The sequence below is a fragment of the Burkholderia sp. AU30198 genome (genome assembly GCF_020419825.1).
GTDB lineage: Bacteria > Pseudomonadota > Gammaproteobacteria > Burkholderiales > Burkholderiaceae > Burkholderia.
On the sequence record NZ_JAIZSA010000016.1, the window covers coordinates 77,144 to 91,754 of the forward strand.

A 14,611-nucleotide genomic window follows, 5' to 3' on the forward strand; every position below is an offset into this window, starting at 1 on the left:
GGCCGGCAGCTGAGCGCGTACTGAACGGAGACTACCTGTGACGACGACTCCCCATCTTGTGCAGAGCCAGACGAGAGACCTGCAGCGGCAAATGATCGGGCACGGCATGCTGATTCTGTTGATCGGCATGCTGGCCGGGATCGGGTTGCTGGTGAGCCTGATCGGCGGGCTGGAAACGTGGCCGGGCCGGCTCGTGTCGGTTCACCTGCCAGGAGGCAGCGACGCGTGGGTTCGATTCCACATCGGTCAATTGCTGAACGCCTTTCTGATCGTTCTGGTGGCGCTGACGCTGCCCGTGCTCGGCGTCGAGCCGCGGCTCGGGCGCCGTCTCGGATGGCTCATGGTCGGGACGGGCTGGGCGAACACGCTCTTCTACGGGGCCGCGCTGTTCGCGCCCAACCGTGCGCTTACCTTCGGCAATAACCGGCTGGGAGACGCGAATCTCGCGTCCTTCATCGGACTGGTTCCCGGTTTGGTATTCGCCATCATTTCCATCGTCGTTGTGCTCATCCTGGTCGGACTGTCGTTTCGACGCCCGGTGTGGCCGGCGACCCAAAAGATCAGTGGTGTTTGATGCGAGACTTTCTGAAAGCGGCATTTGGCAAATCGAAGCCCAGGCAATTGCGGATTCTGCCCCAGGACGTGACGATCGAGATCGGGCAAGGACAGACGCTGCTGGAGGCTGCGCTGGCCCAAGGCATCGCCTACCCGCACGATTGCACGGTTGGCACATGCGCGTCCTGCAAGACTCGCCTGAAGCAGGGGCGGGTTCGAGAGGCGACGCCGTTCGGCTACACGCTGTCCAAGCAGGAGCTCGACGCGGGATACATTCTGGCGTGCCAGGCGTTTCCGCGCGACGAACTCACTGTCGTGGAGATCGAACCGGCTGCGGTCGATCTGCAACCGGCGGAAAAATATGCCGCGACCATCGTCGCAAGCGAGCCGCTCACGCACGACATCCTGAAGGTCACGGTGCAGACGGATCGTGCGATCAACTATGCGGCGGGCCAGTACGCGAATCTGCGCAAGGCGGGCGGAGGCAGGGCGCGATCCTACTCTTTCGCGAATGCGCCGCAACGCAAAGGCAGGACGACACTGGAGTTCTATATCCGCAAGGTTCCGGGCGGCGAGTTCACCGAGGCGCTGTTCAGCGGACAACTGGACGGGACATCGCTGGAAATGGAAGGCCCTTTGGGCAATTTCCATTTGCGGGGCGGTGAGGCTCCGATGGTGTGCGTTGCCGGCGGCAGTGGCCTGGCACCGTTGATGAGCGTGCTTGAACATGCGAGGGGAAACCGCATCAGGCGTGACTGCACGCTTTTGTTCGGCGCGCGGACGCAGGCGGATCTGTACCAGCTGGACGCTATCGAGCACATCGCCGCGCACTGGCAAGGCGGCTTCCGGTTCATTCCGGTACTGTCGCACGAACCGATCGACAGCGACTGGCGCGGCGCACGAGGGCTGGTCACCGACCACATCGAAGCAGGGTTCTGCAGCGGGGCCGAGGGTTACCTTTGTGGCCCGCCGCTCATGATCGACGCGGCGATTCCCGCGCTCGGCCGATATGGCATTCCGGTCGACAAGGTGTTCTACGACAAGTTCACCGATAGCGGGACGCGTTGAATGCCTGTCTGCACGGCATAAGTAAATTCAATACGTTATGGAATCCGTATCAAATGGCAAGTGATTGAAATGAAATGCGGTTGAGCGCAGCGATCACGCCGCGCGGTGAGACAAGAGATATAAAAGATCGGAGACAAAGCATGACGGGAGCACGTGCTGCCTTGGCGGCAGGATGTCTGATCGCCCAATGTTCGAGCGGGACCGTATGGGCTCAGGACGCATTCAATATTAGTGCCATCGGCGCCAGTTCGCTCGCGATGGGTGGCGTGGCCGCGGCCAGCAATGTCGGTCTGCCCGGCATGATGGTGAATCCGGCCACCCTTGGGCTCATGAGCGAGGGAAGCTACGGCGAGCTCGGTGCCGGGGTGATCTCGGCTAACGTCAAGGCAAAAAATGAAGCGACCGGGGAGATCGCAGACTCCCATACGCGAGGCAGGAACAACGGGCCCTACTATGCGCCCGAGCTGGCCTACCTGTGGCGATATCGACGTTATGCACTGGGCATTGGGGTGTTTGCGTCGTCTGGTGTCGGGACCGAATATGGCACGGGCAGCTTTCTTTCTCGAACGACGACAAATGGCGTAGACACGGGGCTGGATAATTTTTCCCGTCTCATGGCATTGAAAATCCCCTTTTCAATGGCGTATCAAGTGACCGACAAGCTGACCGTCGGCGGGGCAGTGGAGGCTGTCCTGATCGCGGCGAACATGGGCTTGTTGTTCGATGCTTCACAACTCGGCGTGCTTGGGGCCCAGGGAAGACTCTCGGGAGGATTGTTGTCGTCGTTGATGAGCGTTCCGGGTCTTTCAGGCGCTCAACTGCAATTCAGCAACGGCAAGATCGCCGGCGGCGCGGCCGATGGCTGGGGAGTGAGCGGCAAGCTCGGGTTGACCTATCAGGCTACGCCAAGGACAAGGCTGGGGCTCGCATACCAATTCAAGACGCACGTCAGCGACTTGACCGGGAGTGCGCAGGTTACCGCCGTCAGTGCTTCCGCCGGCAATATTCCGATCGGCGGTACGGTACGCATCGTCGATTTTCAGTTGCCTGCTTCGTTCACGGTCGGTATCAGCCAAGACCTGTCGGATCGGCTCACGGTCGCGGCGGACTATCAGCGCGTGTTCTGGCGCGATGTCATGAGCAGTTTGCAAGTCGCGTTCGCCCAGGATGGATCAGGCAAGGGCATTTCCTTGTCGCTCCCGCTGAACTACAGGGACACCAACGTGTTCTCCATTGGCGCGCAATACCGATACAACCAGAACTGGACTTTCCGTGGCGGCTTCCACTATGCGCAGGAGGCGGCGCCGGGTTCCGGATTGCTTGCCATCATTCCTTCGACGCCGACCACGAGCATCACGGCGGGCGGTGCCTATACGTTCAATCGAGGCGGGACGATCGATTTTGCGCTGGGCTATTCGCTTCCCAAGCGCGTGGCCAGCAGCGGGAACACCGGGAGCAGCGTGCCGATCTCGGTGACCGATTCGATGTTTCACGTCGCGTGTTCCTATACGCAGCGGTTCTAGTGTCGCGTCGCACGTTATTTGATGAGTGATATATGCAAGCTGAATCTCCGAGTTTCGATGTCGTCGTGATTGGTGCTGGAGCGGGCGGGATCTGTGCGGCTGCTCGTCTCGCCCATCTGGGTTATAGAACGCTGCTTGTCGAATCACTCGATCGCGTGGGGGGACGGGCGTCGACCAGGGAAGTCGACGGCTTCCAGTGCAATACGGGCGCACTGATCATCGAAGTGGATGGTGCCGTTGCGAAGACCTACGAGGATCTGGGGCTTGCGCTCGATCTCCATATTCCCCGGCGTGCATCGACTGTTCTGCGAGCGAACGGGAAAGACATCAACCTGTCGGAAGGCATCGGCGGGTGGCTGCGGAATACGGGGCCAAAGGCAATTGCGGCGATGACGGGCCTCATCCCGTGGCTTGCTCCGAAGAAGGGGCAGTCGCTTTCCGAATGGTTGAACCGGTTTACCCGCAGCCCGGCTGTTCATGGCCTGATCGATAACGCGGTAGGCGCGATGTTTGCGGCGAACAGCACGATATTCCAGGCGGACGTCTTTCTGCACTACTTCACAAAGGACACCGCATTCAGGAAGTTCGGACTGCCGCCAGGCGGAACGATCGAGGTGTGGAAGCCGTTGGTCGATCTGATTGCGTCGAAGGGGGGCGAGGTCTGGCTCGATGCTTCCGTGAAGGCACTCGAATTCTCTGGCACGGGCCTGGTCAACGCCGTCGTGATCGAGAGGGGCGGACGATCGACGACGGTTCCCTGCAACGTCGTCGTCAGCAATATCGGCCCGCTGCAGACAGCGCTGCTGGCAGAAGAGGCGCAGTTTCCCCGCGGCTACGTGCAATCGGTTCGCGATGCGACTCATCCCGCTGCAATCATTACGGTCCACTTCGCCAGCCGGCAACCGCTTGCACATTTTCCGGGGCTGGCGTTGTTCGCAAAGACAAGGCGCATGGTGTATGCGGCGAATTTCAGCGCACCGGAGCTCAAGCGCGCACCGCCTGGATGGCACCTGTATTGCGGTGCATCGGTACCTCGACCACCTTGCGGACAGTTCGACGTGGAGAAGGAAACGGCACTGCTGCTTGATGATCTTCGCGAGCATTTTCCCGGTTTCGACAACGCCAGGATCGTCGCCGTTGACGTCACCGCGCATGAATGGCCCGCGCAGCGCGCCGTTACCGGCTACGACCTGCCCAGTCAGACGCCGGTGGGCAATCTCTGGAACGTGGGGGATGGCGTCAAGCCATGGGGATCGGGGGGGACGGCTGCTTGCGCGGAAGTCGCGAGAAGGGTGGTCGAGGATATCCAGGTGCGCTTTCCGTTGTCCTTGCAGGCGTCACGTTTGAATGTGAGCGCGAGCGGAGAACATGAAGCGGTTCGAATGTAAGCCCGGCGACTCCGTTTCGATGAATTCGGGGCGTCGTAGCGAATGGGAGGAACAATTGTGAAGGTTGCAGTCATTGGTGCCGGCCCGGCCGGATGTACCGCCGCATATACATTGCGAAAGCATGGGCATGAGACCGTGTTGTTCGAGAGCCAGGATCATGTCGGCGGGCGAACGAGCCAGGTTCATCGCGACGGATTCAATCTCGGCTCCGGCGCCTTGTTCCTCATGGGGGGAATCTATCCGCGAACGAATGCGATCCTCAAGGAGCTGGGCCGTCACGGCGAATTGGTCGCATGGGACGCCAAGACGCATGTCGTTGATTGGGACAGGCAGCGCTACACCGTGGATTTCGATCAGGTGCTGAGTTTCCTGAAGCTGCCCGTCTTCAGTACGCTCGACAAGCTCCGGATCGGTCTGGGTGTCCTGAAACAACTGCTTTCTCCGGGGCCGAAATCCTGCTTTGACGGTGCGGAGCTGGCCAAGCATGACAACGGCGAGCACCTGGAGAACTGGTCCTTGCGTGTTCTCGGGAAGAAGGGGCATCACTACATTACGGTTCCGTATATGGGATTCCTGTATGCGGTGCCGATGAATTGGCTGTCGACGCCGCTGTATCAGGCCATCATCCAGCAGTTTTACAAACTCTCGCTGCAAGTTCCGCCCAAAGGCGTGGGGCAGATTTGCGACTGGCTCATTGAAGGGGCTTCGGGCGTCGATCTCCGTCTGTCAAGCCCGGTGAGGGGGATCTACAAGAACGATCGGAACTACACGATCGCGTCGAACAACGAGCTTTACACCGTCGATGCGGTCATTCTTGCGTCGGAGCCCGGCGTATCGGCCGATCTGCTCGAGGGCGTGGTATCGGAACAGGCGACCGGGAAACTCAGAAAATGCCTGTATTCCGAATACGCACACGTTCAAGTCTGCTACGCGAATAATCCGTGGCCGAACTTCCCGGTGAGCGTTGCGTTGCCTGCCAACGACCTTCGAAACTGGGGCGCCTGCGTCCTGCAGAGCAAACGACATCCGAATGCGGTTCCGCCTGGCGGCGAGGCAGTGGGTGTCTACTTCTACACGCCGCCGCTGGAACACATGACGGATGACGACATCAAGCGCGAGGCGGTGACCGCGGTAACGGAAGTTTTCGGTGCGGCTCCGGAACCGACATTCGTTCACCTGTTCCGCTACAAGCGCGGTCTTTCGATCGCCGGCCCCGGACACTATGCAATGCTGAACTCGCTGCACGGTGAAATGCCGAAGGGCATCTATCTGGCGGGAGATTATTTCGCCCATGCGGGCGTTGAAGCGGCCGTATTGAGCGGTGAGCTGGCTGCGAACCGCCTGATGGGGCGAGCATAAGCGCATTGGCGAGTCGACGAGTTCAAGACAGGTGATTGGCACTACTTTCTTGTTAAAGACACACAACCAGCACGAAGGAGAGAGATGATGGATTCAACGATGAGCAATCGCGCATATTTCCGGTACTGGCGGCTTTGTGCACTGTGCGGGCCGATTTTTCTGGCTGCCTTCCTGCTGTGCTGGGGCATGCTCGGGTACAACATTCCGCCCATCCCGGCCGATCGAACACCGGAACAGATGGCTGATTTCTTCCGGCATCACTACAACGAAGTGCGTGCCGGCATGGCCGGCGCGATGCTCTTCGGCGTGCTGTATTTGCCGTGGACCTTGTCGATCACCAACGTGATGAAATGGCTCAATCCGGAGGAAAACGATGTCCTTTCGACCTTGCAGATGTGGGGCGGCGGCCTGACGGTTGTGCCCCTGGTGACATCGTCTGTCTTCTGGTTGACGGGGGCGTATCGTCCTGACGTACTGTCGCCGGTCACGCTGCAGATGCTCTACGACATGGGCTGGCTGTTGATCGACATGTTCTATGCGATCACCACCATTCCGATGGTCGCGATCGGAATGGCCGGCCTGACGGACCGGCGTGCGAAGCCGCTGTTTCCTCGATGGGCCTGCTGGTATTCGATCTGGGCTGGCCTGAGCTTTCTCTTCGAGTTGATGATGCCGGTGTTCAAGACGGGACTGTTTGCTCGACAGGGATGGTTGAATTTCTGGGTCGAGTTCCTCGTGTGGTTCGGGTACATCCTGCTGATCACGTTTTATGTTTTCAAGGCAGTGCCGCGGCTCGAGCAGGAGCGCGCGGATCGATTGAAGCTGGCAGGAAACGTCGCGCGCCAATCGGTCGGTGCGCGTCTGTCGAACGCATGACCTCATTGAACGGTGGGTCGATATGACTAGTCTTGGCTCCCCGGCTTCGGCAGACGCAGCGGTCGAAGCCCCGCGACAAGGTGCCCGGCCCGTGTCGGTGCCCGGCATCCTGTTCTTCATCATCGCCGATATTGCGATATTCGGCGCGTTCTTCGTGGCGTTCATGACCGAGAGGCGCGGTCAGCTCGGGGTGTTTGACGTCTCGTCCCGCAGTTTGAATATCGGGCTCGGTCTGCTCAATACGTTGATCTTGATGACGAGCGGCATGTTCGTGGCATTTGCGGTCAACGCCGCACGGCGCGCGCAGGTGGATCAGGTCAGGCGTTGGTTGCTGCTGGCCATGTTGGTTGGTGCCGGTTTTGGGGTGACGAAGCTGACTGAATACTTCGACAAGTTTTCCCACGGCATCAGTATGCTGACCAACGATTTCTTCATGTTCTATTTCGTGCTGACAGGTGCGCATTTCATCCACTTCGTCGCCGGAATGATCATTCTTGCGACGCTCTGGTTCAGGGCTGCCCGCGAGCCGGTGCATGACGGGCCGTTGTTTGAGTGGATCGAGGCAGGCGCACTGTACTGGCATATGGTCGACCTGCTCTGGATCGTTATTTTCCCGATGCTTTATCTGGTAGGAGCGCAATGATGGAGCAGGCTCATACGACTTCGGCCCGGGCGTTCTTCGTGTGGTTGTTTTTGATGGTGGCGACGCTTTGCAGTGGTTTTCTTGCAGAGCACCATGGTTCTGCCAACGGATTGACGGCGGTTGTGGCCATCATGTTCATCGCGGCGATCAAGGGGCGCGCAGTGCTGTTGCACTTTATGGAGATCAAGGCGGCACCGCTGCCGTGGCGTATCGCATTCGAGGCCTGGATGTGGGGCGTGTGTGGCGCGATTGTCGCGATCTGGGCCGGCAGCGGCGCTTGACTTTCGCTTTTACCGGGCGGGCTTGACCCTTGTTCGTCGACTCGCCTGGGCAGGTCGACCGGGAGAGGGCGCGCTTGAGCGGGGCAGTCGTGCTGCTGCATCGCAGCAGCGAAATATGGCCATCCCGAGTTGACACAAACACGCTGCCGCACAACAATTGCGAAAAAACAGACGGGATCGTCTGTTTGTATGTTGTGGGTTGAGGAAGACGGACGCATTCAGACGGGATCGTGATGAACGAAAGGATCAAGAGGATTGTGATCGCTGGAGCAGGTCAGGCCGGAGCGACGGTTGCATTTGGTCTGCGCGAGGGTGGTTTCGACGGCGAGATCGCGTTGATTGGAGAGGAGTCGCACCTTCCTTACGAGCGGCCGCAACTGTCGAAGGAAATGCTGCGGCCAGCGTCGGCCGAACTGCGGTTGATCAAGGCGCGTGCCGAATTCGAACGGCATGGGATTCAGCTCAGCCTCGGTCGCAAGGTCGTCCGGACCGACGCGAGCCTGCGTCAGGTCTTGCTGGACGACGGGGGCGCGATCACGTTCGACCGGTTGGTCATCGCGACGGGCGTGAATCCTCGGCAGTTGCCGGCGACGGTCGCCGACCCCGCGCGGGTGCGCTATCTGCGTACGGTCGAAGATGCCCGCAAGCTGCGGGTGGACCTGGAAGGCGGCGAGCCCATCGCGATCGTGGGCGGCGGCGTCATCGGGCTGGAAGTTGCCGCGGCGGCGCGCGCGCTGGGATGCCAGGTGACGGTGATAGAGAGCGCGGATCGGCTGATGTCGAGAAGTGTGGACGACGTGGTGTCCCGTTACCTCGACAGGGTACATGCACGCGAAGGTGTGGATGTCCGCTACGGGGTACAGGTGACGGGACCATTCGAGGATGGCCGTCTGACATTGTCTGACGGCAGCTCGGTCGCTGCGCGCGTCCTGGTGGTCGGGATCGGCGTCACGCCGAACGTTGGCGGTTTCGACGACCTTGGCATTACGGATGCCGCGGGCGTGCGGGTGGATGCATACGGTCAGACCGCCATCGACGGCATCTTCGCGGCGGGGGATATCGCGTCGCAGCCGGCAGGCAGCGCGTTTGGGCGGATCGAGACGTGGGCCAACGCTCGGGATCATGCGCTGAACGTGGTCAGGAATCTTCTGGGCGAGTCCGTGCGTTACGAATCGCCGGTGTGGTTCTGGTCCGACCAGGGGCGGACAAACCTTCAGGTTGTCGGGAATGCGACGTGCGGGACGCGAGTCATCCGGGGCGACGAAAGCGGAGACGCCTTCAGTATTTTCTGGCTGGACGAAGGCGGTCACGTCACCGGCTGCTCGTCCGTCAATTCGCCCAAGGACATGGCGGTCGCACGCCGCTGGGTGAAACAGGGAAATCGAGTGGACCCGCGGCACCTCGCCGATTCGGGCATCCCGTTACGCAATTGCGTGCTTTGAGCGCGCACGATCCAAATCGAGAGGACAAGAACATGACGAGTGAGACGAAGTGGATGGCGATCGACGAGCAGAATCTCCAGTTCCGGGTGGCCCGGGAGACGTTTGTCAGCGAGCAGATTCTGTTCGACGAATACGAGAAGATCTTCGACACGTGCTGGCTCTATGTCGGGCACGTATCGGAGTTCAAAAAGCCCGGCGACTTCGTCACCCGTACGATCGCGCGTCGCAATCTGCTGGTGACCATGGGCACGGACAACAGCATCAACGCGTTCTTCAACACGTGCCCGCACCGGGGTGCGACGGTCTGTCGAGATCGTTCCGGCAACTCGAAGAACTTCCAGTGCTTCTACCACGGCTGGGTGTTTGGTTGCGACGGCAACCTGAAGAGCCAGCCGGGCAAGGAGCGATATTGCGCGGACTTCATCGCGAGCGGCGCAGGCAACCTCGTTCCCGTGCCGAAGTTCGATATCTACGCCGGCTTCTGTTTTGTCAGTTTCAACGCGGACGTGGAACCGCTGCCCGACTATCTGGCGGGGGCGAAGGAATACCTAGACCTGGTGTCGAAGTATTCGGAGAGCGGCATGGCGATTTCCAGCGGCACACAGGAGTATGCGATTCGTGCGAACTGGAAGCTGCTGGTGGAAAACAGCGTGGACGGTTATCACGCCGTCAGTACGCATGCGACCTACCTCGACTATCTGAAGAACACCAACGGTAGCCTGTCGAGCACGAAGCTCGAAGGGACGAGCTATGACCTCGGCAACGGTCACGCGGTACTCGAGTACACCGCGCCGTGGGGACGTCCGATTGCGTCGTGGGTGCCGCTGTGGGGTGAGGATGGCAAGAAGGAGATCGACGGAATCTATGCGCGCCTCGTCGAACTGCACGGTGAGGAAATGGCCGAGCGTATGGCGCACAAGAACCGCAACCTGCTGATCTTCCCGAATCTCGTCATCAACGACATCATGGCGATCACGGTGCGGACGTTCTATCCGCAGGCGCCGAACTACATGCTGGTCAACGGCTGGTCACTCGCGCCCAACGAAGAATCCGACTGGGCGAAGAAATTCCGGCTCAGCAACTTCCTCGAGTTCCTCGGGCCGGGCGGGTTTGCCACGCCGGACGACGTCGAAGCGCTGGAGTCGTGCCAGAACGGATTCAACAACTATCGTCTCGTTCCGTGGAGCGATATCTCCAAGGGAATGGGCAAGGCGTCGCCCAACTACGACGACGAGTTGCAGATGCGCGCGTTCTGGACGCGCTGGAACCAGTACATCAGCGCTTCGTCCTCGTCGAAGCCGAATGCCGATCAACGCTCGGCGCAAACCGCAGCTTGAGGATACGCACATGAATGCCATCACGATCGAAAAGGAACCGGTGCGTATCCCGTCGTCCCGCGACTTCGCGGAATACGTGACGAGAGTCGAAATCGAGGACCTGCTGTTTCACGAGGCAGAGCTGCTCGATACGTGGCAGCTCCACGACTGGTTGTCGCTGTTCACGGACGACGGCACCTACTACGTGCCGTCGACCGATCTGCCGCGCACTGCAAGTGCGGACGACAGCCTGTTCTACATCGCCGATGACCCGGTGCGGCTGCGCGAGCGGGTGATCCGGCTGATGAAGAAAACCGCACACTCCGAATATCCGCGATCGCGCACCCGGCATCTGGTCAGCAACGTCCGCATCCTCGACGCCGGCCCGGACGAGATCAAGGTCGCGGCGGCTTTCGTGACCTACCGGATCAAGTTCGGCAGCAACGATGCGTATGTCGGGAGCACGCACTATCGCCTGCGGCGTGTCGACGGACAGTTGCGGATCGCGGAAAAGCGCTGTTTCCTGGATCTCGAAGCGCTGCGCCCGCACGGGCGGGTGAGCATCATTCTCTGAGCGAGGCCAATCATGGATATCACGCTTCCTTTCCGCTACAAGAAACTTGGCTACGCCGCGCTCAACGTCACCAACCTCGACCGCTCCATCGCGTTTTATACGGAGATCGTCGGCCTCGAGCTGATGCAACGGAGCGAGGGTGTCGCGTATCTGCGATGCGGCCGGGATCATCACAGCATGCTCCTGTGCGAGTCGCCGGAACATGGGCTCAAGCGGGTGGGTTTCGAACTGGAGCAGGAAAGCGACGTTCGGACAGCGTTCGACCATTTCGAGCGGCTCGACATGGCACCGGCCTGGGTGCCGCAGGAAGAATCCCGGCAGATGAAGCAGGGCCCGGGATTCCGGGTGCGGGAACGCCATAGCGGATTGCTGTTCGAGCTGTTCGTCGGCAACACGCATATGGGCAAGCCGTTCGTGCCGACGGTCGCGAAAATCGCCCGCATCGGCCACGTGGTGATCGGCTCCGAGAACTTCGCGGCGAGCCGGGATTCGCTCGTGAGCGATTTCGGATTCCGGGTGTCGGATCTGATCGAGGATCGCATCGCGTTCATGCGCTGCCATCCGAATCCGTTTCATCACACGTTCGCGGTCGGGCCGGCGAGCAGCAATCATTTCCATCACGTGAATTTCATGGTGACGGACATCGACGACATCGGCAAGGCGCTCTACCGGATCAAGAAGCACGACGTGAAGGTGGTGTTCGGCCCGGGCAGGCATCCGCCGTCCGACAGCATCTTCTTCTACTTCCTCGATCCGGACGGGATCACCGTGGAGTACAGCTTTGGCATGGAGGAATTCGCGGAACACGGCGCCCGGCCGCCGCGCTACATGGAGCCCGTACCCGAGTCGCTCGACGTGTGGGGCGCGGTGCCGGACGGCCAGTTCGGCCGCAGCGGTCCGATCGAGTGCGCAGGAGAAGAGGCGTCGGTGTCGAGGATTCAGAAGGTGATCGGTTGAGCGTGATGAAAAACAAACAGAACAGTCTGGATGAATGTGTCGCGGTGGTCACCGGCGGCGCTCACGGCATCGGGTTGGGCATTGCCGAGCGGTTGCTGCGACTGGGCGCGAAGGTCATGGTGTCGGATCTCGATCGCGAAGGGCTGGCGGCCAGTCGCGAACGCCTCGCGAAGTCGTACGGCAACGCGATTGCCGCGCACGCGGCGGATCTGTCCAGGGAGCGCGGCGTGCAATCGTTGCATCGCGCTGTCACGAAGCGCTTCGGGCCCGCGCAGATCCTCGTCAACTGTGCCGGCGGCGGTGTCATCCGCCCGTTCCTCGAGCACACGCCCGAGACGCTGAAGGCAACCATCGACAGGAACCTGTGGACGGCCATCTGGTGTAGCCGCGTGTTTCTGCCGGACATGGTCGCTGCGGCGTACGGCCGGATCGTCAACATCGGTGCCGATTCGGTTCGCAACGGCCTTCCCGATCACGCGGGATACAACGCGGCAAAGGGCGGCGTGCATGCATTGACGACGGGCCTGGCGCGCGAATTCGCGTTGAGCGGCATCACCGTGAACACGGTGGCGCCTTGCGCGGTGAATACGGACGCGTGGGTGAAAGTGAAGCAGTCGAATCCGGACCTCGCGCAACGGTTCGTGGACGTGATTCCGATCGGCCGGGTGGGGGAGGTCGAGGAAGTGGCTTCGATGGTGGGTTATCTGGCGTTGCCGGAGGCGGCGTTCGTCACCGGTCAGGTAATCAGTGTCAACGGCGGCAGCGCGATGTTGTGAGGATCGGAATGAACACGACAACTGAAATGGTCGAACTCTGTGCGTCAGACGAAGTGGCTGACGGTGAAATCCGCCGCGGCACGCTGCCGTCCGGGCATGCCGTAGCGATCTATCACGTCAACGGAGCGTTCTACGTGACCGACGACATCTGCTCGCATGGGGATGCGTCATTGTCCGAAGACGGGTCGCTCGACGGATATGAAGTCGAATGCAGCTGGCACTTCGGCCGGTTCGACGTTCGTAGCGGCGCGCCGTGCGCGATGCCGTGCGAGCACGCGATCCGTAGCTGGCCGGTGAAGATCGATGGCGGTCGGGTTTTCGTCGACGCCGGAGCACACGCGTTATGAGCGGCGTCGATCTCTCCGTCCTCCAGCGCCGGGTACGCGTGGCGGCAAGAGCGCTCGCGCGCCACGGCCTCGTACAGGCGTGGGGGCACTGCAGCGCACGGATCGACGACACGTCCTTTCTCGTTTGCGCGTCGCGACCGATGGGATGCATCGGCCAGCACGAACCCGGCACCATCGTCCGGATCGATGCGCCGCTGCCGCCGGGCGTGCTCGGGGAGGTGCGTATCCATCAGCAGATCTACCGGATGCGCGAGGACGTCGGCGGCGTGTGTCGTGTGATGCCGCCCAACGTGGTCGCGCTGTCGACGCTGCGCATCGTGCCCAGCCCCCGGCACGGGGTTGGGGCGTTCAATGCGGCCTGCAGGTTCTGGGATGACCCTCGGCTGCTGCGTGACGATGCGCTGGCCGCGCAACTGGCAGCGCATCTGGGCGATGCCCCGTCTCTGGTCATGCGGGCGAACGGCGCCATCGCCGTCGGGCCGAACATCGAACTGGCCGCCGGCTTCGCGTGGTGCCTGGAGGAGGCGGCGCGCGTCGAGACGCTCGTGCGCGCCATGGCGGGCGCGCAAGGCGCGGAGTCGGCGTGCCTGACCCGCGATGAGGTTGCTTCGCGTCAGGTCAGCTCGGGCGCGGTGTTCGAGCGGTTGTGGGAATACCTGACGACAGGGGATCCTGAGGCCATCGCACCGGAAGCCGCGTTTCCGTCACCCGCCTGGGGGACCGTGTCATGAAGTCCGGATATGGCGGGTCGATGGCGCCGACGATACGTCCGCACGGTGTCGGCGCTTGCCGCGAGGTCGTCGTGTGGGGTAGTGTAATGCCGGTTTCAGCCGACTCAACACGTTACGATGACAAAGAAAGTGCCAGAACGACGTCGCAGCCAGGCAGAGCGACGCGAGGAGATGCGTGCGCGGATACTGGAGGCGGCGGTCAGCGAGCTGACGAGCAAAGGCTATGCGGGATTCCGGGTCGAACAGGTCGCCGCGACGGCCAACGTGTCGCGCGGGGCGCAGTCGCATCATTTCCCGACCAAGGAGGCGCTGGTTCTTGCTGCGCTGCAAAAGCTCTACGAGGCATCGACCGAAGCCAGCATGAAGCTGATCGACGGTCTGAAGCCGGAGGACGACCTTCTCGACGCGCTGATGCAGGATTCCGCCAAGTTTTATCTTGGGCCGAATTTCATCATCTCGATGTCGCTGCTGAATCTCGGCGATCACGAACCGGAGTTGCGGCAAAAGGTCCGCACGATCTCGCGCAAGCACCGGCTTCCGATCGAGAAGGCGTGGCTGGACGCGTTGTTGCGCTCCGGGCTGGCGGAAGAGCCGGCGCGAACCGTCCTGAACATCACGCAGAGTATCTATCGCGGGATGGTCATGCGGCGCTTTCTGCGCAACGATCCGGAATATACGCGCTTCACGACCGAGCAGTGGTCGAAGATCGCGCGTGCCTACATGAGCGCGAGCCTGCCGCCGCAGTAACGCGCACCGGCCGGCGCACGGCCCTTTC

The 14,611-nt window shown here is 61.2% G+C and carries 16 protein-coding genes; all 16 read left to right on the forward strand.

Features of this window, described 5'->3' with window-relative positions; translation table 11 throughout:
* Positions 1–37: 37 nt before the first annotated feature.
* The 16 genes from styC (at position 38) to LGN19_RS29430 (ending at position 14,583) form a co-directional block, all read left to right on the forward strand.
* A complete protein-coding gene (gene styC, locus LGN19_RS29355; protein WP_164462912.1) occupies positions 38–574 on the forward strand; it encodes a styrene-oxide isomerase StyC in 537 nt (178 codons plus the stop codon).
* The gene (locus LGN19_RS29360; protein WP_226218627.1) at positions 574–1,623 is read left to right on the forward strand and encodes a 2Fe-2S iron-sulfur cluster-binding protein; all 1,050 of its coding nucleotides are present in this window, start codon (positions 574–576) and stop codon (positions 1,621–1,623) included. Before styC ends, LGN19_RS29360 begins: the two co-directional genes overlap by 1 nt.
* A gap of 140 nt (positions 1,624–1,763) precedes the next feature.
* On the forward strand, positions 1,764–3,146 hold the full coding sequence (locus LGN19_RS29365) for an OmpP1/FadL family transporter (protein ID WP_226218629.1): 1,383 nt from the start codon (positions 1,764–1,766) through the stop codon (positions 3,144–3,146).
* A 32-nt stretch (positions 3,147–3,178) separates the two neighbouring features.
* A complete protein-coding gene (locus LGN19_RS29370; RefSeq protein WP_226218631.1) occupies positions 3,179–4,534 on the forward strand; it encodes a phytoene desaturase family protein in 1,356 nt (451 codons plus the stop codon).
* Between the two features lie 42 nt (positions 4,535–4,576).
* Positions 4,577–5,893, forward strand: a complete 1,317-nt coding sequence (locus LGN19_RS29375) for a protoporphyrinogen/coproporphyrinogen oxidase (RefSeq protein WP_175221970.1) — start codon at positions 4,577–4,579, stop codon at positions 5,891–5,893.
* 87 nt (positions 5,894–5,980) lie between these two features.
* Positions 5,981–6,769 carry a hypothetical protein gene (locus tag LGN19_RS29380; protein WP_226218633.1) on the forward strand — a complete coding sequence of 263 codons (789 nt, stop codon included), beginning with the start codon at positions 5,981–5,983 and terminating at the stop codon, positions 6,767–6,769.
* Positions 6,770–6,791: 22 nt separating this feature from the next.
* Positions 6,792–7,412: a cytochrome c oxidase subunit 3 gene (locus LGN19_RS29385; protein WP_226218635.1), complete on the forward strand. Its 621-nt coding sequence runs from the start codon at positions 6,792–6,794 to the stop codon at positions 7,410–7,412.
* Positions 7,412–7,693: a cytochrome C oxidase subunit IV family protein gene (locus tag LGN19_RS29390; protein WP_226218637.1), complete on the forward strand. Its 282-nt coding sequence runs from the start codon at positions 7,412–7,414 to the stop codon at positions 7,691–7,693. Before LGN19_RS29385 ends, LGN19_RS29390 begins: the two co-directional genes overlap by 1 nt.
* Positions 7,694–7,926: 233 nt before the next feature.
* The gene (locus tag LGN19_RS29395) at positions 7,927–9,135 is read left to right on the forward strand and encodes an NAD(P)/FAD-dependent oxidoreductase (RefSeq protein ID WP_122950343.1); all 1,209 of its coding nucleotides are present in this window, start codon (positions 7,927–7,929) and stop codon (positions 9,133–9,135) included.
* Between the two features lie 32 nt (positions 9,136–9,167).
* Positions 9,168–10,472 carry an aromatic ring-hydroxylating oxygenase subunit alpha gene (locus tag LGN19_RS29400; RefSeq protein ID WP_122950344.1) on the forward strand — a complete coding sequence of 435 codons (1,305 nt, stop codon included), beginning with the start codon at positions 9,168–9,170 and terminating at the stop codon, positions 10,470–10,472.
* A 10-nt stretch (positions 10,473–10,482) separates the two neighbouring features.
* Positions 10,483–11,025, forward strand: coding sequence for an aromatic-ring-hydroxylating dioxygenase subunit beta (locus LGN19_RS29405; protein ID WP_226218639.1), 543 nt, complete (start codon positions 10,483–10,485; stop codon positions 11,023–11,025).
* Between the two features lie 12 nt (positions 11,026–11,037).
* Positions 11,038–11,982, forward strand: coding sequence for a VOC family protein (locus LGN19_RS29410; RefSeq protein ID WP_226218641.1), 945 nt, complete (start codon positions 11,038–11,040; stop codon positions 11,980–11,982).
* A complete protein-coding gene (locus tag LGN19_RS29415; protein WP_226218643.1) occupies positions 11,883–12,758 on the forward strand; it encodes an SDR family oxidoreductase in 876 nt (291 codons plus the stop codon). The genes LGN19_RS29410 and LGN19_RS29415 overlap by 100 nt, the downstream gene beginning before the upstream one ends.
* Before the next feature lie 8 nt (positions 12,759–12,766).
* Entirely contained in the window at positions 12,767–13,105 is a 339-nt protein-coding gene (locus LGN19_RS29420) for a non-heme iron oxygenase ferredoxin subunit (protein ID WP_122950347.1), read from the forward strand.
* Positions 13,102–13,836: a class II aldolase/adducin family protein gene (locus LGN19_RS29425; RefSeq protein WP_122950348.1), complete on the forward strand. Its 735-nt coding sequence runs from the start codon at positions 13,102–13,104 to the stop codon at positions 13,834–13,836. Before LGN19_RS29420 ends, LGN19_RS29425 begins: the two co-directional genes overlap by 4 nt.
* Positions 13,837–13,965: 129 nt before the next feature.
* Positions 13,966–14,583, forward strand: coding sequence for a TetR/AcrR family transcriptional regulator (locus LGN19_RS29430; protein ID WP_175221966.1), 618 nt, complete (start codon positions 13,966–13,968; stop codon positions 14,581–14,583).
* The last annotated feature ends 28 nt before the right edge of the window (positions 14,584–14,611 follow it).